This window comes from Novosphingobium terrae (genome assembly GCF_017163935.1).
Taxonomy (GTDB): Bacteria; Pseudomonadota; Alphaproteobacteria; order Sphingomonadales; family Sphingomonadaceae; genus Novosphingobium; species Novosphingobium terrae.
The window spans coordinates 2,672,655-2,698,408 of record NZ_JABVZR010000001.1 but is presented as its reverse complement, the minus strand read 5'-3'; the positions used below and the strand labels follow the sequence as shown (position 1 = coordinate 2,698,408).

Here is a 25,754-nt window from a genome sequence, read left to right as displayed (position 1 = left end):
ATCAGCTTGTATGGAAAAAATCGCCTTCAGGATGACCCTCAAACCGGGCCATCTCGATGAATACCGCAAGCGCCATGACGAAATCTGGGCCGATCTGGTCGAGGTCCTCAAGGCTGCGGGCATCCGCGACTATTCGATCCATTACGATGCCGAAACCAACGCCCTTTTCGCCACGCTGTGGCGTGAGGAGACCCACACGATGGACGCGCTGCCCTCGCTGGAGGTGATGCAGCGCTGGTGGACCTCCATGGCGCCGCTGATGGAGACCAATCCCGATGGCTCGCCGGTCAGCGTGCCGTTGGAGACGGTGTTCCACCTCACCTGAATGAACTGAACCACGGGGGAGCAGGCAAAAGCCGCTCCGGGAGAGACCAAATGGATGCCAACCCGCTGATCGGCGTGTTTTACCACTGGCTGGGGGGCCTGTCCTCAGCCAGCTTCTATGTGCCGTATCGCGGCATCAAGCGCTGGAACTGGGAGATTTTCTGGCTGACCGGCGGTGTCTTCTCCTGGGTGGTGATGCCCTGGGTGATGGGCAGCCTGCTGGTGCCCGATCTCTTTGGCATCATGGCGGAAATCCCGGCGCATATCGTGGGGCTTTGCGTGCTGTTCGGCGTGATGTGGGGCTTTGGCGGGCTGACCTATGGTTTGACCATGCGCTATCTTGGCCTGTCCCTGGGCATGGCGGTGGTGCTGGGGCTTTGCACGGTGTTCGGCACGCTGATCCCGCCGCTGGTGCAGGGCGATTTCGCGGCCAAGCTGCTCGATACGCTGTCGGGCCGGATTGTGCTGCTGGGGCTGGGGATCACCGTGCTGGGCATCTGCGTGGTGGCCATGGCGGGCGCCGCCAAGGACCGCGCCCAGTCGCCCGAGGAAAAGGCCGCCACCGTCGCGGAGTTCAACTTCCGCAAGGGCATTCTTGTGGCGATCTTTTCGGGCGTGATGTCGGCCTGCTTCGCCTTTGGCCTCGCGGCGGGCGAGCCGGTGAAGGCCATTGCCGCCGCCCATGGCACGGGCCCACTGTGGACCGGCCTGCCGGTGCTGTGTCTGGTGATGTTCGGCGGCCTGCTGACCAATGGCGTGTGGTGCCTGATCCTGACACGCCGCAATGGTTCTGCTGGCCAATGGCTGGGGCAGGGCGAGGCGCAGAGCGCTCCGCTGGCGCTCAACTATCTGCTGGCGATTTTTGGCGGCTCGCTGTGGTATTTCCAGTTCTTCTTCTACACCATGGGTGAGAGCAATATGGGGCGCTACGGCTTTTCAAGCTGGGTGCTGCATATGGCCAGTATCATCATTTTCGGCACGCTGTGGGGCTTTGCGCTGAAGGAATGGAAGGGCGCCAGCGCCGGGGTGAAGGCCACGGTGGTGGGCGGCATCGTCATCCTGCTGGCTGCCACGGTGACCATCGGCTACGGCAACCGCCTCGGCGGCTGACGGCACAGGGGGAGCGTTCGGACGCAAGGACACGCTACCACTGCCCTGTCGCCGGAAGACGATATGGGAGCGCGAGGGGGTAACCCCCTCGCTTGCTTCTGACTTCCCCCTCCATGCGACGGATCGAAACAGACGCGCGCCCAATTTGCCGGATATTAACCATTTTGATGGTTTTTTGCGGCATCGCTTAGCCGTCTGCCGCGTGCGGCGCAGGATAGTGGAGTTTTCCTTGGCTGGATCGCTCTCCCGCCGGATCATGATTTTGTGTGGCATGGTCTGCGCCGTGCTGGTGCTGTTTGGCGGCTTGCTGCTTGAAGAGGCAGCACAGATGCACAGCAGCCTGAGCTGGGTCTCGCATTCCGCCGAAGTGCTCAAGACCGCCAATCAGGCGCTTGGCCATCTGCGCGCTGCGGAGAGCGCCCAGCGCGCCTATCTGCTCAACCATGAGCCCGAGCAGGCAAAACTCATCGAAAGCGAGAGCCAGCAGGCCCGGCGCTCCGCCGCGACCATCGCCTGGCTGACGCTGGACAATCCTTCCCAGAACGCCCGTGCCCAGAATGTGCGTGCGCTGATCGACGACCGCGCCGCCAATCTGCACCAGTCTTCCGAGCAGATCCGCCAGCGCGACCCGGCTGAGCCCGCCACCAGCGCGCGTGGCCATTTCATCATGCTGCTGGTCGAGGCGCGGCTGGGCGATTTCCTGACCGAGGAGCGCATGCTGTCCAACTCGCGGATGGCCACGGCGGGGTCGCGCCTCGATGGCATTCGCTGGCTGGTGGTGGGGGGCGTGCCGATCACCATGCTGCTGATCGTGCTGATGGGGCTGGTGCTGATCCGCCGCATCCGTCGCCCGGTCGAGGCGATGATGGCGGTGATGAGCCAGCTTGGCGCGGGTGACCGCAGCGCGCGCATCGAGGGTGCGATGCGCTCGGAAGAGTTCGAGCGTCTGGCGCAGGGCTACAATGCCATGGCCGATGAGCTGTCTGTGGCGGTGGCCGATCAGAACCACAGTGAGGAGCGGTTGCGCATCGCCAATCTCGAACTCAGCCGCAACAGCGAGGAACTGCGTGAGCGCGGCGAGGTGATCGAACTGCTGGGCGGCATGGCGCATCGCATGCAGGCGGCGCGCACCGATGAGGAACTCGCATCTGTCATCCGCGTCTTCGTGCCGCGTGTGCTGACCGATATGCCCGGTGCGCTTTATGCTCATAACAATTCGCGCAACCTGCTGGTGCCGATCGCGGCCTGGGGCGGGCTGGAGGTGGAAAGCAGCGGCTTCGCCCCCGACCAGTGCTGGGCCCTGAGGCGCGGCCAGAGCCATTTCGTGATCGAGCCGGGATCGGACATCGTCTGCGCCCATGTGCTGAACAATCCGCATGACCAGCCCGACCATTACCATTGCGAACCCCTGCTGGCGGGCGGCGAGGTGATCGGTGTGCTGTACTTGAAGGGCGTGGTGCAGGCCGAAAACCGCTTCCGCCTGACGGTGCTGACCGAGAACATCGCTTCGGCGCTGGTCAACCATCGCCTGCAGCGCGGCCTGCGCGAACAGACCATCCGCGATCCGCTGACCGGCCTGTTCAACCGCCGCTATATGGAGGAAACGCTGGCGCTGGAGGTGGCGCGTGCCTCGCGTTCGAAGAGCGCGCTCAGCCTGGTGATGTGCGATGTCGATCACTTCAAGCGCTACAATGACGAGTTCGGCCATGATGCGGGCGACGCGGTGCTTCAGGCGGTTTCCGCCGAGATGCGCGCCCGCTTCCGCGACGGCGATGTGATCTGCCGCTTTGGCGGCGAGGAGTTCACCATCATCGCGCCGGGCACCAATGCCGCCACCCTGAGCAATCGTGTCAATATGGTGCGGCAGGCGATCAGCGAACTGGCCGTCCATCACGCCGGGCGCACCTTGGGCACGGTCACCATGTCCTTCGGCATCGCCACATGGGAGGACAGCATGGAGCGCGACGGATCGACGCTGATCTCCGCTGCCGATGCCGCCCTTTACCGTTCCAAGCGCGATGGCCGCAACCGCGTCACCATCGACAAGCGCGCCGAGGTCGAAGAGGGGCAGGAGGCCTAAGTGCTGGGGCAGGCTGATGAAACAGGGGTTGGCGCGGCGCCCTTGCATGGTCTAGCCTCCCCCCATGCATGAGGATCACGACAGCTCGCCCCCCGGTACCTGGTTTGCGGCGGGGCCGCGCAGTTGGTCACGCGGGCAGGGCATCGCCGTGCTGGTGGCGATCATCCTGCTGGTGCTGGCCGGGATCTGGACCTTGCGGCCCTTTCTGCCCGCGCTGGGCTGGGGCAGCATCTTCGCCATCTCGCTCTGGCCGCTCTATGAGCGCAGCGTGCAGCGCTGGCCGCGCGGCGAGAAAGTTTTGTTGCCCGCCGGTTTCACCCTGCTGATCCTGCTGGTTTTCGTCATTCCCTTGGTGATGGTGGCGGCGGCTCTGGTGCATGACAGCGTGGCGCTGGCGCAATGGCTGGCTGTGGCGCGCGAGCAGGGCGTGCCCGCACCCGATTTCCTTCAGCATCTGCCTTACAGCGATCAGCTGATGAACTGGTGGCAATCGGCTCTGGCCACGCCCGAGGCCATCGACCGGCTGGCCCATCACGCCACCGGCCTGCCGATCGGGCGGGGCGGCAAGATCCTGACCGGGCTGGCGCATCGCTTCCTGCTGCTCAGCTTTATGCTGGTGACCTTGTTCTTCCTGCTGCGCGATGGGCAATATGTGGCCAAATCCGTGCGGATCGGCAGCCGCCGCGCCTTTGGCGAGGCGGGCGAAAGGGTGATCCGTCAGGCGACGCAGGCCATTCGCGGCACGGTCAACGGTCTGGTGATCGTCGGCTTCGGCGAGGGCGTGCTGCTGGGGATCACCTATGGTCTGGCCGGGGCCAGCCATGCGGCGCTGCTGGGGCTGGTGACGGGGCTGCTTTCTGCCATTCCCTTTGGCGCCACCGTGGCGCTGATCGCGGCGGTGGCGCTGCTGGCGGCCAGCGGCAGCATTGCGGCGGCGGTGGCGGTGGGCGTGATCGGCGGGGTGGTGGTCTTCGTGGCCGATCATTTCGTGCGCCCGGCCTTTATCGGCGGCTCCACGCGGCTGCCCTTCCTCTGGGTGTTGCTGGGCATTCTGGGCGGCGTCGAGACATGGGGCCTGATCGGGCTGGTGATGGGCCCGGCGGTGATGGCGGTGCTGATGCTGCTGTGGCGCGAATGGGTGGGCGCGGTCAAAGGCCCGCTCAACCCGGAGGTTGATCCGGAAACCCCCGTTACAGGCGAGTGACATAAGCCCCACACGCTGCTAACGGCGACTCGATGAACCGGGGGGCTCGCTGCCTTCCGGTCCCCGTTCTCATATAAAGACCGCCATGACCGACCTCGCGAAAATCCGCAATTTCTCCATCATCGCCCATATCGACCATGGCAAGTCGACGCTGGCTGACCGGCTGATCCAGTTCACCGGTGGCCTGCAAGCGCGCGAAATGAGCGAGCAGGTGCTCGACAACATGGACATCGAGAAAGAGCGCGGCATCACCATCAAGGCGCAGACCGTGCGCCTGAACTACAAGGCCCATGATGGCGAAACCTATGAGCTGAACCTCATGGACACGCCGGGCCATGTGGACTTTGCCTATGAGGTGTCGCGTTCGCTGGCAGCGTGTGAAGGCGCGCTGCTGGTGGTGGACGCGGCGCAGGGCGTGGAAGCGCAGACGCTGGCCAACGTCTACCAGTCGATCGAGCATGACCACGAGATCGTGCCCGTCATCAACAAGATCGACCTGCCCGCCGCCGAGCCCGAAAAGGTCAAGGCCGAGATCGAGGATGTGATCGGGCTGGATGCCTCCGAAGCCGTGCTGGCCTCGGCCAAGGCGGGCATCGGCATCGAGGAAATCCTTGAGGCGGTGGTCAAGAAGATCCCCGCGCCCAAGGGCGATCGCTCCAAGCCGCTGAAGGCCATGCTGGTCGACAGCTGGTATGACCCCTATCTGGGCGTGGTCATTCTGGTGCGTGTGATCGATGGCGTGATCAAGAAGGGCCTGCAGGTCAAGTTTATGGCCGGCGGCACCGATCACCTGATCGACCGCGTCGGCTGCTTCACGCCCAAGCGCGAGGAACTGGCCGAGCTGGGGCCGGGCGAGATCGGCTTCATCACCGCGCAGATCAAGGAAGTCGAAACCGCCAAGGTGGGTGACACCATCACCACCCAGAAGGGCGGCGCGACCGAGGCTCTGCCGGGCTATAAGGAAGTGCAGCCGGTGGTGTTCTGCGGGCTGTTCCCCGTCGATGCCGCCGACTTCGAGAAGCTGCGCGAGAGCATCGGCAAGCTGCGCCTGAACGATGCTTCGTTCTCGTTCGAGATGGAGAGCAGCGCCGCGCTGGGCTTCGGCTTCCGCTGCGGCTTCCTCGGTCTGCTGCATCTGGAGATCATTCAGGAGCGCCTGAGCCGCGAATACGATCTGGATCTCATCACCACGGCGCCTTCGGTGGTCTATCGCATCACCATGAAGGACGGCACGGTCAAGGAGATGCACAATCCCTCCGACATGCCCGATCCGGTGAAAATCGAGACCATGGAAGAGCCCTGGATCAAGGCCACCATCTACACGCCGGATGAGTATCTGGGCAGCATTCTGAAGCTGTGTCAGGACCGCCGTGGCATTCAGACCGGGCTGACCTATGTCGGTGGCCGCGCTCAGGTGAATTACGAGCTGCCGCTCAACGAGGTGGTGTTCGATTTCTATGACCGCCTGAAGAGCATTTCGCGCGGCTATGCCAGCTTCGACTATGAGCAGATCGGCCTGCGCGAGGGTGACCTCGTGATGATGAACATCCTCGTGAACAACGAGCCGGTCGATGCGCTGTCGATGATCGTTCACCGCTCGCAGGCCGACCCGCGCGGCCGCCAGCTGTGCGAGCGCCTGAAGGACCTCATCCCTCGCCACCTCTTCAAGATCCCCATTCAGGCCGCCATCGGCGCCAAGGTGATCGCGCGCGAAACCATCGCCGCCATGCGCAAGGACGTGACCGCCAAGTGCTACGGCGGCGACATCAGCCGCAAGAAGAAGCTGCTCGACAAGCAGAAGGAAGGCAAGAAGCGCATGCGCGAGTATGGCTCGGTCCAGATCCCGCAGGAGGCCTTTATCGCCGCGCTGCGTATGGGTGAGGAATAAGCGCGCCGTCCCGAAACGGAACTTTTGGGCTGTTTACGCACTCCATGGCTGTCCCGCCGAAACCTCGGCCCAGCCATGGAGATACGCTATGCGCTCTGTTATTCTCTGGTTTATCGGTGTGCCGGTTCCGGTGATCCTGCTGCTTGCCCTGTGTACGCATCATCTTTGATTTTTGGCGCAGGGTTAAGGGAGGAAGGATGATGCGAGGGGGTTACCCCCTCGCGCTCCCATAACGTCTTCCGACGATAGGGTTGTGGCGCCGAAATGTGGCGCATAGGCTCTCCACCGGCGCGATGCCAAGCGCCGCAGGCCATCAGATTTCAGATTTGAACGCTAGGTTTTCGCCAGGCACTTCCTGCCTGCGGCGCCATGAACTCGTGCCGAACCGATAGGTTACGCGCCACGTAGACATTCATGGGAGCGCGAGGGTGTAACACCCTCGCATTACCTCTTTTCTTGTTTCTTGAAACCCTGAAATCAAGCCGCCAGCTTGAGATCCATCCGGTCCCAGATTTCCACCAGAGCCTTGGTCAGCTCTTCCATCATGGCCTCGGTATGCGCCGGGCCGGGAGTGAAGCGCAGACGCTCTGTGCCGCGCGGCACGGTGGGGAAGTTGATCGGCTGGACGTAGACGCCATATTCGGCGAGCAGAATGTCGCTGATCTTCTTGGCTTTCACCGGATCGCCCACCATCAGCGGCACGATATGGGTGGTGCTGTTCATCACCGGCAGACCGGCCTCGCGGAACAGGCTCTTCAGCTTTGCAGCGGCGGCCTGCTGGCCGTCACGCTCAACGCTGGAGGACTTGAGGTGCCGCACGCTGGCCAGCACGCCCGCCACCAGCACCGGCGACAGCGAGGTCGTGAAGATGAAACCGGGCGCGTAGGAGCGGATCACATCGATGATCCGCGTGTCGGCAGCGATATAGCCGCCCATCACGCCGAAAGCCTTGCCCAGCGTGCCCTCGATGATGTCGATGCGGTGGGCGGCATTATCGCGGTCAGTGATGCCGCCGCCGCGTGGGCCATACATGCCCACGGCATGGACCTCATCGATGTAGGTCAGGGCGTTGTATTTTTCGGCGAGGTCGCAGATCTCGTGGATGGGGGCGATGTCGCCGTCCATCGAATAGACGCTCTCGAAGGCGATCAGCTTGGGCAGGGCGGGATCGGTCTCGGCCAGCAGTTCCTCAAGATGTTCGAGGTCGTTGTGGCGGAAGACCTTCTTCTCGCAGCCCGAATTGCGAATGCCGGCGATCATGCTGGCGTGGTTCAGCTCGTCGGAGAAGATCACGCAGCCGGGCAGGATCTTGGCCAGCGTGGCCAGAGTCGCCTCATTGCTGACATAGCCCGAGGTGAACAGCAGCGCGCCCTGCTTGCCGTGCAGATCGGCCAGCTCGGCTTCCAGATCGACATGGTAATGGGTGTTGCCGCCGATGTTGCGCGTGCCGCCAGAGCCCGCGCCGACGTCATGCAGCGCTTCCTCCATGGCGGCGATCACCTTGGGGTGCTGGCCCATGGCGAGATAATCGTTCGAGCACCAGACGGTGATCGGCTTGGGGCCGTTGTGTCCGGCAAAGCAGCGGGCGTTGGGATAGGCGCCCTTGTTGCGCAGGATGTCGATGAAGACGCGGTAGCGCCCCTCGGTGTGGAGGCGCTGGATCGCTGAATCGAAAATCTGGTCGTAATTCACGAGTGCATTCATCCTGCTGGCGCCCCATTTTTGGGGTCTTCTCCCGATGCCACATAGCGTGGCACCCGTAAAATGACCAGAGTCAAAGACAGTGATCGAATGTCAGGATGACAGCACTTTTGCCCCTTGTCAGTAGGCATTTCGGTCGGATTTGCGCAAAAGTGCAGGCTATGTTGCGCAATAAGCAAGAATGTTATCGCAGGTGTCAGAACTGTGCGGCGCTTGCCAGTCCGCGCAGGTGCAGGGCAGGCATCAGGGCTGCATCGCCTGCGGTGCCGGTGAAGAGAGCACTATCGGCATGGGTGCGGGCGAAGCTCTGCCCCTCCGTCAGCGAGGCGATGCGGCGGGCAATGCCTTGAGCGCCATCGATAAAGCGCACGCCGGGGCCGAAGATCTGGCCCAATTCCTCGATGAGCAGGGGAAAATGGGTGCACGCCAGCACCACCGTATCGATGTCCTGCCCGCCGGGCTGGCTGCGCAGGCCGTTCACGGCACGCTCGATGACGGCCTTGTCCACTGGCTTCCCCCGCAATTTGGCCTCCGCTGCGGAAACCAGCTCGCCTGCGCCATGGCGCAGCAGGCGCTTGCCCTGGGCGAATTCGGCCTCCAGCTGGTCGACATAGGTCTGGCGGACGGTGGCGGCGGTGCCCAGCAGGCCGATGGTGCCGCTCTGCGTCATGGCGGCGGCGGGCTTGATGGCGGGCACGGTGCCGACGATGGGCACCTCCAGCACCTCGCGCACGGCGGACAGGGCGATGGTGGAAGCGGTGTTGCAGGCGATGCAGACCAGACGGGGCTTGAGCCGCTCGGTCATGCGCCCCAGCAGGCCCGAGACGCGGGCGGCGATCTGCGCCTCGCTTTTCTCGCCATAGGGCAGGCCCGCCAGATCGGCGGCATAGATCACCGGAGCGTCGGGAAGCTGGGCGCGCAAGGCATCCAGCACCGTCAGCCCGCCCACGCCCGAATCGAACATCAGCACGGGGGAAGCTGGATCAATCGCTGGCTGGGTCACGTCGTTTCAGGGCCTTGGGCAGGGGGATCAGGCGTCCGCTTCTAAAAGGCGTCGGCGCAAAAAGCAAAGACAGGGCTTTCCTGTCGCGGCTGCCGGGCGCTACAAGGGCCGGGCAGGGGAGAGGCGCAGGTTGCGCCTGCGCAGTCATGCCCCCCGATATGGATCGAGAGGTTTTTCAAGTGAGTGCGACAGGTTTCAGCCCGCTGCTGGGGGCGCTGGTCTTGGGTTATCTGCTGGGATCGGTGCCTTTCGGCCTGATCCTTACGCGGGTGACGGGCGCGGGCGATCTGCGCCAGATCGGTTCGGGCAACATCGGCGCCACCAATGTGCTGCGCACCGGCCGCAAGGGGCTGGCGGCGGCGACACTGCTGCTGGATATGGCCAAGGGCGTGGTGGCGGTGATGATCGCCCGCGCGCTCTGGGGCGAGGCGGGCACTTTTGCGGGCGATTGGACCGCCGCTCCGCAACTGGCAGCGGCGGGCGCGATGCTGGGTCATTGCTTCCCGGTGTGGCTGGGCTTTCGCGGCGGCAAGGGCGTGGCCACGGTGCTGGGCGTGGCGCTGGGTCTGGTCTGGCCGGTGGGCCTCGTGAGTGCTCTGGCCTGGGCGGCGGCGGCGCGGCTTTCGAAGATTTCCTCGGTGGGCGGGATGAGCGCGGCGGTTGCGGCGCCTCTGGCTGCTTTGGCGCTGGGCCATATCGCGCTGGTGCCGGTTTTGGCGGCGCTGGCGGTGCTGGTGGTGGCGCGCCATCATCAGAACATCGCCCGGCTGATGCAGGGCACCGAGCCGCGTGTCGGTTCCTCAAGCAAAAAACAGGACTGAGTGAGCGATCACGCCTCCCCACCGCGCAAGCCCAGTGGCCTGACGCGCGAGGAAGGCGTGGCCCGTATCCGGCTGATCCGCTCCGGCGGCATCGGCCCGGTGAGTTATCATCAGCTGCTGGCCCGCTTCGGCTCGGCCAGCGCGGCGCTGGAGGCGCTGCCCGGGCTGGGCAAATCCGGGTTCAGGCCGTTTCCGGTCAAGGCTGTCGAGGCGGAGATGGCCGCCGTGCGCGGGGCAGGCGGGCGTTATCTGTTCCATGATGGTGCCGATTATCCCGCCCTGTTGGGGCTGGCCGAGGGGGCGCCGCCCATCCTCATCGTGCGCGGCGATCCTTTGATGGCCCAGCGGCGCCCGGTGGCGATTGTCGGTGCGCGCAATGCCTCTGCAGGGGCGATGAAGCTGGCGCGCATGCTGGCTCGCGATCTGGCGGGCGAGGGCTGCGCGGTGATCTCCGGCCTTGCGCGCGGTGTGGATGCTGCCGCGCATGAGGGCGCTCTGGGCGCGGAGAACGGTGCCGGCACGGTGGGCGTGATCGCGGGCGGGATCGACATCGCCTATCCCCCCGAACACGCCGCCCTGCAGGAGCGCATTGCGAATGAAGGCCTGCTGATCAGCGAAATGCCCCCCGGCACCGAGCCGACCCAGCGCCATTTCCCCGCGCGCAACCGCATCATCGCCGGGCTGGCCATGGGTACGGTGGTGGTGGAGGCGGCCCCGAAATCGGGCTCGCTGATCACCGCGCGGCTGGCGGGGGACTATGGGCGGGCGGTGATGGCGGTGCCGGGCTCTCCGCTCGATCCGCGCGCGCATGGCGGCAATGATCTGATCCGTGAGGGCGCCGTGCTGGTCCAGCGTGTCGAGGATATTCTGGAGCTGCTGACCGACTTTCAGGGCGCCCCCCGCATGCCTCTGCGCGCGCCGAAGCAGGAGGCGCTGCCGCTCTCTGCTGCGGATGTGTCCGCTCCCGATGAAGCACCGGTGCAACAATCCTCCGCCAGTCATGGTGCTGATGAGCGGATCACGGCGCTCTTGGGCGTGGCGCCCATCGGTGTGGACGATCTGATCCGCCATTGCGGCTTGCCCGCCGGCGTGGTGCAGGCCGCACTGGTCGATATGGAGCTGACCGGCGCGATCATTCGCCATGCCGGGGGGCGGGTTAGCCGGGCGGTGTAAGGGAGGAAAGGGGCAATCATGCGTATCACGGCAGGCACGCTGATCGGGGCAAGCTGGCGACTGTTCTTGCGGCAATGGCATTGGCTGCTGGGCACCGGGCTGGTCGAGGCTGTGATGCAGATGGCGCAACGCGCACTGTTGAACCCGGCCATGTATGACCCCTCCTTCACCAGCAGCCTGACGAGGATCTTGCTGTACACCACGGTGGCCGTCTTGCTGCAATTCAGCCTCCAGGCCTTTGTCTACCGGCAGGTTCTGCGGCGCGAAGGCTATGCTCGCCCGGAAACACCCGCGCGTTATGGCCATTTCGTTCTCGCGCTGATGCTGATCAATGTCGCGGGCTTGCTGGGGATGATCCTGCTCGTTGTGCCGGGCGTTCTGATCCTGCTGCGCTGGCTCATCGCCCCCGGTTTCACGCTGACACGCGGCATGAACGCGCTTGAGGCCCTGGCCGCCAGCCGCGATGCCACGCGGGGCCATCGCGGCGCGATGCTGGGGGCTCTTTGCGTGCTGCTCACGCTATGGCTGGTGCCCTATGGGCTTCTGGCATGGAGTGCCGGAGGGCTGTTGGCGATCAACGGCATGAGCCCCTTCAGCGCCTTTGCCCTGGCGCGTATGGGGCTGACGGCGCTGGGTGCCGCTGCCTCGCTGGCCTTCGCGATCGGCTTCTTTCTGGAACTGGCCCATGACAAGGACCCGCTCGGCGAGGTCTTTGCCTGAGGCTTTTTGTCCCTATCTCTTGCGATAAGCGCCCTCTTGACGCAGGGAGCGCAGCGAACCACCCTCGTGCGTGTACGCGAAGTCACGCGAAGAAAGTGTCTGAAACCGCCCTATGCAGCTCGTCATCGTCGAATCTCCGGCCAAGGCCAAGACCATCGAGAAGTATCTCGGCAAGGACTACAAGGTTCTGGCCTCCTATGGTCATATCCGCGATCTGCCGCCCAAGGACGGCTCGGTCCGCCCCGATGAGGGCTTCGCGATGGATTGGGAGCTGTATGGCGACAAACAGTCCCGCGTGCGCGAAATCACCGATGCCGCGAAAACCGCCGACCGTCTGATCCTCGCGACTGACCCTGATCGCGAGGGTGAGGCGATCAGCTGGCACGTTCAGGAATTGCTGAAGAAGCGCCGCGCCCTGCCCAAGCAGGTGGAGCGCGTGACCTTCAACGCGATCACCAAGGATGCCGTCACCACGGCGATGAAGCATCCGCGCGAGCTGGATCAGGATCTGATCGACGCCTATCTGGCCCGCCGCGCGCTGGATTACCTGTTCGGTTTCACGCTCTCGCCGGTGCTGTGGCGCAAGCTGCCCGGCGCCAAGAGCGCGGGGCGCGTGCAGTCGGTGGCTTTGCGCCTGATCGTTGAGCGTGAGCGCGAGATCGAAAGCTTCAAGCCGCAGGAATACTGGCAGGTCATCGCCAAGCTGCTGCATGACGGCACGCATTTCCCGGCCCGTCTGGTCAAGTTTGAGGGCCAGAAGCTCGACAAGCTGAGCCTTGGCGAGGAAGGCATCGCCAAGCGCGCCAAGGCCGCCGTGGAAAGCGGCGCCTTCCGTGTGGAAGAGGTCGAGACCCGTCCGACCCGCCGCAATCCCTATCCGCCCTTCACCACCTCGACCTTGCAGCAGGAGGCCGCGCGCAAGCTGGGCTTCTCGGCCATGCACACGATGCGCGTGGCGCAGACGCTGTATGAGGCGGGCGCGATCACCTATATGCGTACCGACGGCGTGCAGATGGACCCCAGCGCCATCGACGCCGCGCGCAAGGAAATCACCGAGCGTTTCTCGGGCCATTTCTGCCCGGAAAAGCCGCGTCATTACGAGACCAAGGCCAAGAATGCTCAGGAAGCGCATGAGGCGATCCGCCCCACCGACTTCTCGCGCAACACCTATGGCAGCGGCGACGAAGCGCGCCTGTATGATCTGATCTGGAAGCGCGCTCTGGCGAGCCAGATGGCCAGCGCCCAGTTGGAGCGCACCACCGTCACCCTGCGCGACGGCACCGGGCAGCATGAATTGCGCGCCACCGGCCAGGTGGTGAAGTTCCCCGGCTTTATGGCCGTGTATGATGAAAGCCGTGACCAGAAGCAGGACAGCGAGGAGGACGAAAGCGGCCTGCTCCCCCTGATGAACAAGGGCGACATGCCGGTGAAGGAGGGCGTGGACGCCACCCAGCACTTCACCCAGCCGCCGCCGCGCTATTCCGAAGCCTCGCTGGTCAAGCGGCTGGAAGAGCTGGGCATCGGTCGCCCCTCGACCTATGCCGCCACGCTTCAGGTGCTGAAGGACCGCGCCTATGTGCGCGCCGAGAAAAACCGTTTCTTCGCAGAGGAAACCGGGCGACTTCTCACCTCGTTTCTGGAACGCTTCTTCCCTCGCTATGTCGGCTATGACTTCACCGCGGGCATGGAAGAAGAGCTGGACGACGTCTCGGGCGGCAGCCGCGAGTGGAAGGCCGTGCTCGAAGCCTTCTGGCGTGATTTCAAGCCCAAGTCCGACGAGGTGATGGAGAAGAAGCCCTCGGAAGTGACCGAGGCTTTGGACGAATTCCTCGCCGATTACCTCTTCCCGCCCAAGGACGGCGGCGGCGATCCGCGCGAATGCCCTGCCTGCCACGCCGGGCGCCTGAGCCTGCGCGGTGGCCGCTATGGCGCCTTCATCGCCTGCTCGAACTATCCCGAGTGCAAGTTCACCCGCAAATTCGCCCAGCCCGGCGGATCGCAGGATGGCGGCGAGGAAGGCGAGATCGGCAAGCACCCCGACACCGGCCTGCCCATCATGCGCAAGGCCGGTCGCTTCGGCCCCTACATCCAGACCGGCGATGGCGATGACAAGAAGATGGCCAGCATCCCCAAGGACATCGGGGAGCTGACGCTGGACTGGGCGGTGAAGCTGCTCAGCCTGCCGCGCACCGTGGGCTCGCATCCGGAAACGGGAGAGCCCATCACCGCCAGCATCGGCCGCTATGGCCCCTATCTGGCCCACAGCGGCAAATACGCCCGCCTGCGCAGCACGACCGAGGTCTTCGACACCGGCATGAACATGGCCGTGACCAAGCTGGCCGAGGCCGCCGCCGGTGGCGGCAACCGCCGCGCCGCCGCCGAGCCGCTGAAGGTCTTCGGCGCGCATCCGGTGAACGGCGGTGAGATCAAGCTGATGGCTGGTCGCTTCGGGCCTTATGTGACCGATGGCACCACCAACGCCACCCTGCCCAAGGCCAAGGACCCGGCAGAGCTGACGCTGGAAGAAGCCGTGGTGCTGATCGACGAGCGTGCGGCAAAGGGGCCTGCGAAGGGTAAGAAGAAGGCGCCTGCCAAAAAGGCTGCGCCGAAGAAAGCCGCTGCGAAGAAGGCTGACGGTGAGGAGGCTCCGAAAAAGGCTCCCGCCAAGAAGGCAGCAGCTGCAAAGAAGCCTGCGGCGAAGAAGGCTCCGGCCAAGAAAGCAGCAGCAGAGTAAGGGAATAAGAGAAGTGCGAGGGGGTTACCCCCTCGCGCTCCCATGACTTCTCCCGACAAAAAGGTTGGTGGCATCCGATCGGTGCGCAACCTTTCCGCGGGCACGAAAAAGGCGCCGCAGGCAGGGATGCCTCGGCGCCTTTTCTCGTCTCAAAGCCTGCGGCGCTGCGACGTTAGATCTATGGCTGAACCCGTAGCGCTTTGGCTGACAATGAATGGGAGCGCGAGGGTGTAACACCCTCGCATTTCCTCTTCCTGCTTCTTAACGCGAAGCGACAGCCCGCTTCCGGCTCAAAGCCTTGTTCTGGAACACCAGAAAATCGCGCGTCCCCACGCGGGCTTTGCCATACAGCACATAATCGCTGCCCAAACGCGTCATCAGGAAGTTGCGCACCGGCCAGTTCACCGGATGCGCCTGAGGCTGCGCGGTGATCACCACCACGTCCGGGCGGCTGTCCATGATGTGGTGTGCTTCGGCCTGCGCGTCCACGCCCAGAGCCTCGGAATCGGTCAGGCTCACCAGATGGTTGGGGAAGACGTAGCGCGAGGGCAGGCAGCTGTTCGACAGATGGTAGAGCATCGGATCGCCCTCGGCCACATAGAGGCAGCCCTTGGCGCGGGCGCTTTCGATCTGTGTGAGGAGAACATCCATCTCGGCGCGCGAGCCATGGTCGCTCATGTTCACGGAGGTCACCACCAGTGCTGCGACAGCGCCGAAGCCGAGCAGCAGGCGGGTGTACCAGCGATGCGGAGTCATGCGGCCCAGCGCGGGAGCGGAGAGGATTGAGAGGGGCACCAGCACGGGCGCCAGATAGTGGTCGTACCAAGTGCCCAGAAGCAAGAAGCCGCCGAAGGCCGTCAGGCCCCAGATGCGCAGGAAGGGCAGGGCCTGTGGGGCTTCGCCGCCCGCGGTCAGCCCCAGCTTGCCGAAGCGGCGGGGGGCGAGGAACAGTGCCAGCCAGAAGGGGGTGAGGGCCAGCATCTCCTTGGTCAGGCGCCACAGGGAGGCGAGATAGGGCTCATGCCGGGCGAAGATCGAGAGGAAGTTGGCCTGAATGAAGGCGTCGGCATGGCCGATGGCGGCGTAATAGGCCAGCGCGGCGGCGGTGGGCAGCAGGGCGGCGGCGCACCATGCGGCGGCGGCCAGCGTGACCTGCGGGCGGTTCCAGCCCATGCGGCGGATGCGCCACATCAGGGCCAGACCAAAGCCGATACCCTCGAACATCACGGTGTATTTGATCTGCAGGGCGACGCCGATCACCAGCATCACGCCCAGCCCATGCCAGAGCAGCGCGCCGGGCTTGCGGCGGCGGATCATCAGATCGGTCATCCACAGGCCGACCAGCGCCACGGGCAAATTGTAATAGACCGGCGATTGCCCGCCAAAGCAGAAGAACACCGAGAGGAAAAGCTGATAGGCCACGCCGGCGCAGAGCGCGCCCAGCGGTGAGGCAATCATCCGCGCCGTGCGCCAGATCACCAGAGAGGTGGCCACCACGCTGAGCATGGCGACAAGCTGGTACTGCACGATGCCCTCGCCGCCCAGCAGGCGGATCGCGGCGAAGATCAGGAAGAGGCCGATCGGCTTGCGGTCCCAGATGTCCACGAAGGGCAGGGCACCGTGAAGCATGCGGTCACCGACCAGCAGGTAGAACTGTTCGTCGATCTGGATCGTGGGGGAGCCGAAGGTGAAGCCGCGCAGGGCCAGTGCCAGAACCGTATAGGTCAGCAGCACCAGCGCCTTGTCGCCGGCGAGGACGCGCAGCCGCACGCCCAGATTGCCCAGCAGCGCAACCCGCGCCCGCCCTGGCAGTGCCGCGATGAATTCCACCATCCTTCAAATCCTGCACAGCGATCCCGATGGACCGGCCCGCCCCCGCAGGCCCGATCCACAGAACATGGCTTCACGCCATCACGCCGCTATAGGGCGCAGAGGCGGTTCATAACAAGCCTTGGCTGCACCGGTATGGAAAATCCGGCAAAATGCCTCAGCGGACCCATTCCAGGCCGATTTCCTCATAGATTTCCTTGGCATCGGCCCAGTTTTCATCCACTTTGACATGGAGGAAGAGGTGGACCGGCACCCCGAGAATCTGTGTCAGTTCGGCACGCGATGCCTCGCCGAGGGCCCGGATGCGCGCGCCTTTTTTACCAAGAACAATCGGTTTCTGGCTCTCGCGGGCGATGACGATCTGCTGATGAATTTCAACTGAACCGTCCTTGCGGTGCTTGTAGCTTTCGGGACGAACCGTGCTGTCATAGGGCAATTCGTCATGCAGCTGGCGGTAGAGCTGCTCGCGGGTGATCTCGCAGGCCATCAGGCGTTCGGAGGCATCCGACACCTGATCCTCGGGGAAGTGCCAGAGGCCCTCGGGCATCAGCCCGGCCAGATGGGCCTTCAGCCCGGCCACGCCATCATTGCTCTGGGCGGAGACGAAGAACACTTCCGCGAAGTCCACCTTCTGGGTCAGCTCCTGCGCCAGCACCAGCAGCGGCTCCTTGGCCGTCAGGTCCACCTTGTTGAGCACGAGGATCTTGCGCTCCTTGCGGTTCTGGAGCTGCTCAAGGATGGGCTCCAGATAGTCGCGGTGCTTCTTGGCGGCATCGACCACCAGCAGGATGGCATCGGCTTCCTCGGCGCCATCCCATGCGGCGGCGACCATCGCGCGGTCCAGACGGCGCTTGGGGGCGAAGAGGCCCGGCGTATCGGCCAGAATGATCTGGGCGTTGTGCTTGTCGCTCTGCTCCAGCGCGATGCCCATCAGGCGGGCGCGGGTGGTCTGCGCCTTCTGGCTGACGATCGCCACCTTCTGGCCGACCAGCGCATTCACCAGCGTGGATTTGCCAGCGTTGGGCGCGCCCAGCACGGCAACGAGGCCGCAGGTCATCGGGGGCGTGGAGGGTTGGTCGGTCATAACAAAGGCTTTCAGGCGTAAAGTCGGAGGAATTCGCCGGCGGCCTTGGTTTCGGCCTCCTGCTTGCTGTTGGCGGTGGCGCGGGCCTCACCCACGCCCTTCACCGCCACGGAGACGGTGAACTGCAGCGAGTGATCCGGGCCGGAACGGTCGATCAGCGCATATTCGGGCGGGCGGCGGCGGTTGCCGGCAGCCCATTCCTGAAGCGCTGATTTGGGATGCTTGGTCTGCCCGGCATGGCCCCGGAAGGTGTCGGACCACAGCTTGCGCACCATATTGCGGGTGGTTTCGAAGCCGCGTTCGAGGAAGCTGGCGCCGATCAGCGCTTCCATCACATCGCCAAGGATGTTGTCGGAATCCGCGCCGCCATCGTCGCGCGCCTGCTTGCCGAGCCGGATATGCGGGGCGAGTTTCAGCCCGCGCGCCACATTGGCACAGCTCTGGCGCGAGACCAGCGCGTTCAGCCTTTGCGAGAGGCGCCCTTCGGCGTCGCTCTCGGCCTCATAGAGCCATTCGGCGATGGTCAGGCCCAGCACGCGGTCGCCCAGAAACTCCAGCCGCTGATAGTCGGCGGCCCGCGCGATGCCCTTGTTGGGCGCGGCGGTGAAGCTGCCGTGTGTCAGCGCGGCGGTCCAGAGTTCCAGATTGTCGGGCGCGGTGCCGTCCAGCAGGGCGCGCAGAAAGGCCAGCGTCTCATCGGGCAGGGGTTCTGCCCCGGCTACTGGCCTCAATTTGAGTTTTCCGACCGTCAAAAGGTGTTCCCGATGCGGCTCCAGCGCGTGGCCGTGAACCAGGTCCATGGCTTGTACCACGAGGCGCTGCCATCGGTCGACCACATCATGATCGTGGCGCGGCCCACCAGATTGTCCTGCGGGACCATGCCGATGCCGCCGTCCAGCGTGGTGAAGCGGCTGTCCATCGAATTGTCGCGGTCGTCACCCATCAGGAACAGCTTGCCCTCGGGCACCATATAGGGCGGGGTGTTGTCGGCATCGAAGCCGGGGACCGGATCGTGCTTCTCGGGCCCGAAATCCAGCACCTTGATGTCCTTGGCGGGGCGGCCATCGTCACCCGGCAGCGTCTCGCGGTATTGCGGATAGCGGCAGACCGGCGTGCCATCCTTGCGGGTGGCGGCAAAGGCGGGGGTGTAGCAATGAGTGTTGCCCGAGACGGCGATCTCGAAATCCTCGATCTTCACCTTGGGGATGGCCTTGCCATTGAGATACAGCACGCCGCCGATCATCTGCACCGTATCGCCCGGCAGGCCGATCACGCGCTTGATCCAGTCCTGATCGTTGGTCGGCGGGGCCTTGAAGATCACCACATCGCCGCGATGGGGCTGATGGGCCAGCACGCGCTTGGGCAGCAGCGGGGCGCCAAAGGGCAGCGAATAGCTGGAAAAACCATAGGGCCATTTGGCCGCTAGCAGATAGTCGCCATTAACCAGACCGGGCAGCATCGATTCGCTGGGGATGGTGAAAGGCGAGAAGATAAAGCTGCGGAACACCGCCACGATGATCACCAGCTTGATCAGGAAAACGAAGAAATTCTCTTCTTCCTGAGGCTTTTTGCCCGCCGGAGCGGATTTTTCGGAGCTGACGGGCGTGGAGCCCTGATTGGCGGTGTCGGTCATAGTCACGTCCATGTTGTGCCTCCGCGCTGCCGTCAACCCTTCGTGAAGGGGTGTTTGTCGCAGGACTGTCCCATAAGTGTGTTGTTCGATCAATACACTTGAGCGGATTGCGGGCGGCTGAACGGCTTTTTCGGCTGTGCCAACGAATGCGGACTTGGCCATGTCGCATCGGGCGGGCATAGGGCATGCACTTCATCTTCAACGGAGAAACCGCCCGTGCCCAGCCAGCCCGACATCGCCGCCCTGTGGACCCAACTGGCGGATTTGCCGCGCCCCACGCTGGCCGAACTGTTCGCCAGGGACGAGGCCCGCGTCGACACGCTGACCGGGCGCATCGAACTGGGCGAGGAAGCCGGGGGCATCCGTTTCGACTGGTCCAAGACGCATCTGGACGCCGCGCATCTCGACCTGTTCGAAAAGCTCGCCGCTGCCGTCGATTTTAACGGCCAGCGCAAGGCTCTGTTCGATGGCGAGAAGATCAACGTCACTGAAGGTCGCGCTGCCGAGCACACCGCCCAGCGCGGCGTGGGCCGTGACAGCAGCGTGGAAGAGGCCATGGCGCTCCACGCCCGCATGAAGTCGCTGGTGGAAGCCATCCATGAGGGCGCGCTGGGCGAGGTCAAGTATCTGATCCACATCGGCATCGGTGGCTCGGCGCTGGGCCCCAAGCTGGCCATCGACGCGCTGACCCGCGACGGCGCCAAGGTGGATGTGCATGTTGTCGCCAACATCGATGGCTGCGCGATGGAGCAGGCTATCAGCCGCTGCGATCCCGCCACCACGCTGATCGCCGTCGCTTCCAAGACCTTCACCACCACCGAGACCATGACCAACGCCACCTCGGCGCTGAACTGGCTGCGCGAGAATGGTGTGGAGGACCCCTATGGTCGCGTCGTCGCGCTGACGGCCTATCCCGAAAAGGCCGTGGAATGGGGCGTGGATGAAACCCGCGTGCTGCCGTTCTCCGAGAGCGTCGGTGGCCGTTACTCGCTGTGGTCCTCGATCGGCTTCCCGGTGGCGCTGGCCATCGGTTGGGACGAGTTCGTGGAGTTCCTCGAAGGCGCCGCTGCCGTCGATCTGCATTTCCGCGATACCGATGGCGCCGCCAACCTGCCGCTGCGCGCCGCCTTTGCCGATCAGCTCTACACCCGCCTGCGCGGCTGTCAGGCCCGTGCCTGCTTCGCCTATGACGAGCGCATGGCGCTGCTGCCCTTCTATCTCCAGCAGTTGGAGATGGAATCGAACGGCAAGAGCGTGAAGGCCGATGGCTCGCCCGTCGATGGCCCCACCGCGCCGATCACCTGGGGTGGCGTGGGCACCGATGCTCAGCACGCCGTGTTCCAGCTGCTGCATCAGGGCACGGTCATCACGCCGATCGACTTCATCGCCAGCATCGCGGCGGGTGACGATCTGGACCCGGCGCATCACCGCATCCTGCTGATGAACTGCTTCGCGCAGGGCGCGGCGCTGATGGCGGGCAAGGACGCCACCGACAAGGCGCGCGCCTATGCCGGTGACCGCCCCAGCGCGACCATGCTGGTGGATGATCTCAACCCCGCCACGCTGGGCGCGCTGATCGCTTTCCATGAGCATCGCACCTTCGCCAATGCCGCGCTGATGCAGATCAACCCCTTCGACCAGTTCGGCGTGGAGCTGGGCAAGGAAATCGCCAAGTCCATCGAAAAGGGCGGCGCGCGTTTCGATGCCAGCACCACGGCTCTGCTGGAAGCGGCTGGTCTGGCCTAAAATAAGCAAGGCCCTTCGGATAAAATATTGTCCGGAAGGGGCCCGGCTTTACAGAAGCTTTTTCTTGCCCCCTTCTTGTTTTTCCCGATGGCATTGTTAGGCATGCCATCGGGACTGCTTCGGTGATCGATCCGGAGCGTAACGGGGGCAAGAATGCGAACAATCAAGACGGCTCTGGCCGGGATTATGGTCTGCACCCTGGGCTGGGGCAGCCCGGGTCTGGCGGAGCAGGCGCCGGCTGCGGCTTCTCCGACGACGGCTCCAGCGACGACAAGCGCCGCGCCTGCCGCGCCCGCCGGCCCTTTAACCGCCGCCGATTTCGCCGCTTTGCCCTTTGCCGAGGGCGTGCGCCTTTCGCCCAATGGCGAATGGGTGGCGGGTCTGTTCGGGCAGGGCGAGGAGCGCCGCGTCTGCGCCATCAGCCTCTTCGACACCAAGGCCAAGCGCTCCTGCATCGGTGTGCCCGACAGGATGGAGGCCCATTCGATCCGCTGGATCAATGATGACAGCTTCATCGTCCACATCACCGCGCAGGTCTCGGTGCAGGGCAGCCTGTGGTATGTCTCGCGCCTCGCGTCCTTCAACCGCACCACAGGCAAGCTCAAGATGCTGATGTGGGATCTGGCGGGCCAGAATGCCGACGATGTGATCTGGACCGCGCGTGACGGCAGCCCCTACGCACTGGTGGGCGCTCAGGAATCGATCTACACCGGCGATGAGTTCTGGCCCTCGATCTTCCGCGTCAATGTCGACACCGGCGCGCGCGAAAAGGTGCTCAAGGGGCGCGACGGCGTGATGGGCTGGGTGGCCGATGGCAATGGTCTGGTCCGTCTGGGCTATGGCTACAATGATGAGCGGCGCAGCAGCCGCCTCTATTATCGCGGCGAAAGCGGCGGCCAGTTCCGCACCATCGACCGGGCCGACCAGCGCCGTCGCGAATCCACCATCACGCCGATGGGCTTTATCCCGGGCGGCAATCACGCGCTGGTGGTTCATGCCGATGACAAGGGCAACAGCACCCTGTTCGAATCCGATCTCGACCCGATCAAGGATGTGAAGCCGCTCTACACCGCGCCCGAAGGCAGCTGGATCGATGATGTGACTCTCGCCGCCGATGGCCAGACCCCGCTGGCCGTCAGCCTGCGGGGGCGGCTGCAGAAGGATGTCTGGATCGATACCGAACTGGCTGGGCTTCAGGCCAATTTCGACAAGGCCGTGGGCAGCCGGCGCGCGCGCATCGCCAGCTTCAGCCGTGATCGCAAGCGGATGCTGGTTCTGGTGGATCTGCCCGAATCGCCCGGGGCGCTCTATTTCTACGATACCGATGTGGGCACGATGCAGCGCATCGCCCTGATGAACGATCATCTGGGCAGCCGTGCGCTTTCCCCGGTGAGGATGGTCACCTACCGCGCGCGCGACAATCTGGAGATCGAAGCGGTTGTCACCACGCCCAAGGGCAAGGAGGGCAGGAAACTGCCCGTCATCGTCATGCCGCATGGCGGCCCCTGGTCGCATGACACGCTGGATTACGATTATTGGGCGCAGTTCCTGGCCAATAAGGGCTATCTGGTGATCCAGCCCAATTTCCGCGGCTCGACCGGCTATGGTGAAAGTTTCGAGCGGCGCGGCGAGGGGCAATTGGGCCTCGCCATGCAGGATGACCTCAATGATGCGCTCGACTGGGCGGTGAAGCAGGGGCTGGCCGATGGCAAGCGCGCCTGCATCATGGGCGCGTCCTATGGCGGCTATGCGGCGATGTGGGGCGCGGCGCGCGATCCCGATCTGTGGCGCTGCGCAATCTCCATCGCGGGCGTGGCCAGCCTGAGGCGCGAGGTCAACGACATGGGCGATCACGCGTTGAACGAAAACAGCAACCGCGATGCCTGGACGCGCATGACGCCCGATTTCCCCGCCGTTTCGCCGATCAATGCGGTGGATCGCATCAAGGCGCCGATGCTGCTGATCCATGGCAAGAAGGATGTTCGGGTGGACATCGGCCAGTCCAACGCCATGGCGGCGAAAATGCGCGCGGCGGGCAAGAATGTGGAGTTGGTGCAGATCCCGCTGGCCGATCATTATTTCACCCGCGCGCCGGATCGGCTGACCTTGCTGACCTCGGTCGAGACCTTTCTCGCCAAATATAACCCTGCGGACTGATCGCCTGTTTTCCCGCCGCTGATCGCCAAATCCGATTGGCAAGCGGCGGGCGAGGGGCCATATCGCGCTGCGCGTGAAGGGCAGCGGCGCCCTGCTGCCCGATTGGAGCTTGTTCGATGACCGAAGCCTTCGACTACGACCTGTTTGTGATTGGCGCCGGGTCGGGCGGGGTGCGCGCCAGCCGCATCGCCGCCAGCCATGGCGCCCGCGTGGCCGTGGCCGAGGAATTCCGCGTTGGCGGCACCTGCGTGATCCGGGGCTGCGTGCCCAAGAAGCTGCTGGTTTACGCCTCGCATTTCGCCCATGGGCTGGAAGACGCCGCCGGTTTCGGCTGGAGCATCGAGGGGAAGCAGTTCGACTGGGGCAAGCTGCGCGATTTCGTCGCCAGCGATGTCGACCGGCTGGAGCGCGCCTATACGAACACGCTCGACAACAACAAGGTCGATCATTTCCATGAGCGCGCCAGCGTGGCGGGGCCCAATTTGGTGCGCCTTGCCTCGGGCCGCGAAATCAGCGCGAAGCACATACTGATCGCCGTGGGCGCCTGGCCGGTGATGCCGGACTTTCCCGGCAATGAGCATGCCATCACCTCCAATGAGGTGTTCCATCTGGAAAGCTTCCCCAAGCGCGTGGTGATTCAGGGCGCGGGTTATATCGCCATGGAATTCGCCGGGATCTTCAACGCGCTGGGAGCGAAGGTGACGGTGGTCAACCGCTCCAACCGCATCCTGCGCGGCTATGACGACGATCTGACCGAGCGCCTGATGGGCATGACCGAAAAGCGCGGCATCGAATACCGTTTCGACAGCCCGATCTGCGGCATCGAAAAGCAGGCCGATGGCTCTTTTGTGGTGTCGCTGGCCGGACATGATCCGGTTGAGGCCGATGTGGTGCTGGTCGCCACCGGGCGCCGCCCCAAGACCCCGGGTCTGGGGCTGGAAGAGGCCGGCGTGACGCTGGGCGGCAATGGCGAGGTGATCGTTGACGATTACGGCCAGACCTCGGTTCCCAGCATCCATGCCGTGGGCGATGTGACCGACCGCGTGCAGCTCACCCCCGTGGCCATCCGCGAGGGCCATGCCTTTGCCGACACCGTCTTCGGTGGCAAGCCCCGCACCACCGCCTATGATGCGATCCCCAGCGCGGTGTTCTCTCAGCCGCCGCTGGCCGCTGTGGGCCTCACCGAGATGCAGGCGCGCGAAACGGGCGCCGAGATCAAGGTCTTCACCAGCGATTTCCGCCCGATGAGCAACATGTTCTCCACGCAGGTGGAGCGCGGCTATTACAAGCTGGTCGTCGATGCGGCGAGCGACAAGGTGATCGGCATCCATATGATCAGCCCGGAAGCACCCGAAATCCTGCAGGCCGCCGCGATTGCGGTGAAGGCCGGCCTCACCAAGGCGGATTTCGATGCGACCATGGCGCTGCATCCCTCGATGTCGGAAGAGCTGGTGCTGATGCGCTAGGTAGAGTTGCGGGGCGGAGGCTTTCCGCCCCTTAACCATGACTCACTAGCCAGTGATCCCGACGGGCGCCTTGCCCAAAAGGATAACTGGCGATGAGCGACCTTCTCATTCATTCGATGAGTGAATTTTCCAGCCTGATCGTGGAAGGGCTGGAACTGGCGCAGGTTCGCAACATCGTGGAGATCGGCGCTGAATTCGGCGGCATGTCCAGCATTCTGGCCGATCATTGCGGCAAGGCCGGGGGCCATTTCACCACCATTGATCCTTCCCCCAAGCAGGAGTTCATCGACTGGGTGGCGCAGCATCCCCATGTCACCCATCTGGCCGCGCCCAGTCTGGAGGTGATGGAGGATCTGGAGCAGGTCGATGCGTGGGTGATCGATGGCGACCACAATTACTACACTGTGATCAATGAATTACGCCGGGCCGATCGCGCATCGCGGCGTGACGGTCGTCCGCTGCTGGCCTTTCTGCATGATATTGGTTGGCCCTGCGCGCGCCGCGATTTCTATTATGCGCCCGAACGCATCCCTGCCGAGCATCGCCAGCCCTTTAGCCATGATGTGGGGGTGACGTTGGGCTATGCCGGGTCTCTGCCGGGACAGGGCTTTCGTGGGCATGGCTCTTTCGCCTGGGCCCTGCAGGCGGGCGGAGCGGGCAATGGCGTGCTTACCGCTGTGGAAGATTTCATCGCCGAGGTTGAGCAGGACGGCACGCGCATGATGTGCTTTGCCAATGTCCCTGCGGTGTTCGGGCTGGGTGTGCTGTTCGATGCCTCGGCGCCCTGGGGCGATGCGCTGGCTCAGCTGCTGGGGCCTTATCATGACAATGAGCTGATCCGTAAGCTGGAGATCAACCGGCTGCGCAACTATCTGGCGGTGATCGAGCTGCAGGATCAGCGGGCGGGCTGATCGGCGTTTTGCCTCTGTGCTGGGGGCAGTGCGATTTAACCGGATGATTAAATCCCATTGACGCAGCGACGCGTGCGTGGCCTATTCCTGGTTCAACGCCCATCTTCCGATGGCGCAAGGATGTCAGCATGGCCCGGATGGAACGCTGCGGCGCGATGAGACGCGCCTT

At 64.3% G+C, this 25,754-nt stretch carries 19 protein-coding genes; 13 read left to right on the top strand and 6 right to left on the bottom strand.

Features of this window, described 5'->3' with window-relative positions:
- Positions 1-10 precede the first annotated feature (10 nt).
- The 5 genes from rhaM (at position 11) to lepA (ending at position 6,606) form a co-directional block, all read left to right on the top strand.
- Positions 11-325 carry an L-rhamnose mutarotase gene (rhaM, locus tag HGK27_RS12085; protein WP_206240841.1) on the top strand — a complete coding sequence of 105 codons (315 nt, stop codon included), beginning with the start codon at positions 11-13 and terminating at the stop codon, positions 323-325.
- Between the two features lie 50 nt (positions 326-375).
- On the top strand, positions 376-1,434 hold the full coding sequence (rhaT, locus tag HGK27_RS12080) for an L-rhamnose/proton symporter RhaT (RefSeq protein WP_206240839.1): 1,059 nt from the start codon (positions 376-378) through the stop codon (positions 1,432-1,434).
- Positions 1,435-1,690: 256 nt separating this feature from the next.
- Entirely contained in the window at positions 1,691-3,514 is a 1,824-nt protein-coding gene (locus HGK27_RS12075; protein WP_206243101.1) for a sensor domain-containing diguanylate cyclase, read from the top strand.
- Between the two features lie 64 nt (positions 3,515-3,578).
- Positions 3,579-4,718, top strand: a complete 1,140-nt coding sequence (locus tag HGK27_RS12070) for an AI-2E family transporter (RefSeq protein WP_206240837.1) — start codon at positions 3,579-3,581, stop codon at positions 4,716-4,718.
- 85 nt (positions 4,719-4,803) lie between these two features.
- Positions 4,804-6,606: a translation elongation factor 4 gene (gene lepA / locus HGK27_RS12065; protein ID WP_206240835.1), complete on the top strand. Its 1,803-nt coding sequence runs from the start codon at positions 4,804-4,806 to the stop codon at positions 6,604-6,606.
- Between the two features lie 477 nt (positions 6,607-7,083).
- Here lepA and hemA read toward each other — a convergent pair whose 3' ends face one another.
- Positions 7,084-8,298, bottom strand: a complete 1,215-nt coding sequence (hemA, locus tag HGK27_RS12060) for a 5-aminolevulinate synthase (RefSeq protein WP_206243099.1) — start codon at positions 8,296-8,298, stop codon at positions 7,084-7,086.
- A gap of 205 nt (positions 8,299-8,503) precedes the next feature.
- On the bottom strand, positions 8,504-9,271 hold the full coding sequence (gene murI / locus HGK27_RS12055) for a glutamate racemase (RefSeq protein ID WP_206243098.1): 768 nt from the start codon (positions 9,269-9,271) through the stop codon (positions 8,504-8,506).
- Between the two features lie 218 nt (positions 9,272-9,489).
- Here murI and plsY point away from each other — a divergent pair, with 218 nt between their 5' ends.
- From plsY to topA, 4 genes are all read left to right on the top strand, one after another.
- Positions 9,490-10,131, top strand: a complete 642-nt coding sequence (gene plsY / locus HGK27_RS12050; protein ID WP_241127077.1) for a glycerol-3-phosphate 1-O-acyltransferase PlsY — start codon at positions 9,490-9,492, stop codon at positions 10,129-10,131.
- The gene (dprA, locus tag HGK27_RS12045; protein WP_206240831.1) at positions 10,132-11,304 is read left to right on the top strand and encodes a DNA-processing protein DprA; all 1,173 of its coding nucleotides are present in this window, start codon (positions 10,132-10,134) and stop codon (positions 11,302-11,304) included.
- An 18-nt stretch (positions 11,305-11,322) separates the two neighbouring features.
- Positions 11,323-12,024: a hypothetical protein gene (locus HGK27_RS12040; RefSeq protein ID WP_206240829.1), complete on the top strand. Its 702-nt coding sequence runs from the start codon at positions 11,323-11,325 to the stop codon at positions 12,022-12,024.
- A 112-nt stretch (positions 12,025-12,136) separates the two neighbouring features.
- A complete protein-coding gene (gene topA / locus HGK27_RS12035; RefSeq protein WP_206240827.1) occupies positions 12,137-14,758 on the top strand; it encodes a type I DNA topoisomerase in 2,622 nt (873 codons plus the stop codon).
- A gap of 261 nt (positions 14,759-15,019) precedes the next feature.
- On the opposite strand, the gene HGK27_RS12030 is transcribed toward topA, so the two are convergent.
- The 4 genes from HGK27_RS12030 to lepB form a co-directional block, all read right to left on the bottom strand.
- Positions 15,020-16,591, bottom strand: a complete 1,572-nt coding sequence (locus HGK27_RS12030; RefSeq protein ID WP_206240825.1) for an ArnT family glycosyltransferase — start codon at positions 16,589-16,591, stop codon at positions 15,020-15,022.
- A 154-nt stretch (positions 16,592-16,745) separates the two neighbouring features.
- On the bottom strand, positions 16,746-17,672 hold the full coding sequence (gene era, locus HGK27_RS12025; protein WP_241127075.1) for a GTPase Era: 927 nt from the start codon (positions 17,670-17,672) through the stop codon (positions 16,746-16,748).
- An 11-nt stretch (positions 17,673-17,683) separates the two neighbouring features.
- The gene (gene rnc, locus HGK27_RS12020) at positions 17,684-18,424 is read right to left on the bottom strand and encodes a ribonuclease III (protein WP_241127072.1); all 741 of its coding nucleotides are present in this window, start codon (positions 18,422-18,424) and stop codon (positions 17,684-17,686) included.
- Positions 18,421-19,305, bottom strand: coding sequence for a signal peptidase I (gene lepB / locus HGK27_RS12015; RefSeq protein ID WP_206243095.1), 885 nt, complete (start codon positions 19,303-19,305; stop codon positions 18,421-18,423). The genes rnc and lepB overlap by 4 nt, the downstream gene beginning before the upstream one ends.
- 234 nt (positions 19,306-19,539) lie before the next feature.
- Here lepB and pgi point away from each other — a divergent pair, with 234 nt between their 5' ends.
- From pgi to HGK27_RS11995, 4 genes are all read left to right on the top strand, one after another.
- Complete coding sequence (pgi, locus tag HGK27_RS12010) at positions 19,540-21,051, top strand: glucose-6-phosphate isomerase (RefSeq protein ID WP_206243093.1); 1,512 nt, start codon at positions 19,540-19,542, stop codon at positions 21,049-21,051.
- 153 nt (positions 21,052-21,204) lie between these two features.
- Positions 21,205-23,208 (top strand): alpha/beta hydrolase family protein, encoded by a 2,004-nt coding sequence (locus HGK27_RS12005; protein WP_206240821.1) that lies wholly within the window; start codon positions 21,205-21,207, stop codon positions 23,206-23,208.
- A 116-nt stretch (positions 23,209-23,324) separates the two neighbouring features.
- Positions 23,325-24,674, top strand: coding sequence for a glutathione-disulfide reductase (gene gorA / locus HGK27_RS12000; RefSeq protein ID WP_206240820.1), 1,350 nt, complete (start codon positions 23,325-23,327; stop codon positions 24,672-24,674).
- 92 nt (positions 24,675-24,766) lie between these two features.
- A complete protein-coding gene (locus HGK27_RS11995; RefSeq protein WP_206240819.1) occupies positions 24,767-25,585 on the top strand; it encodes a class I SAM-dependent methyltransferase in 819 nt (272 codons plus the stop codon).
- Positions 25,586-25,754 lie beyond the last annotated feature (169 nt).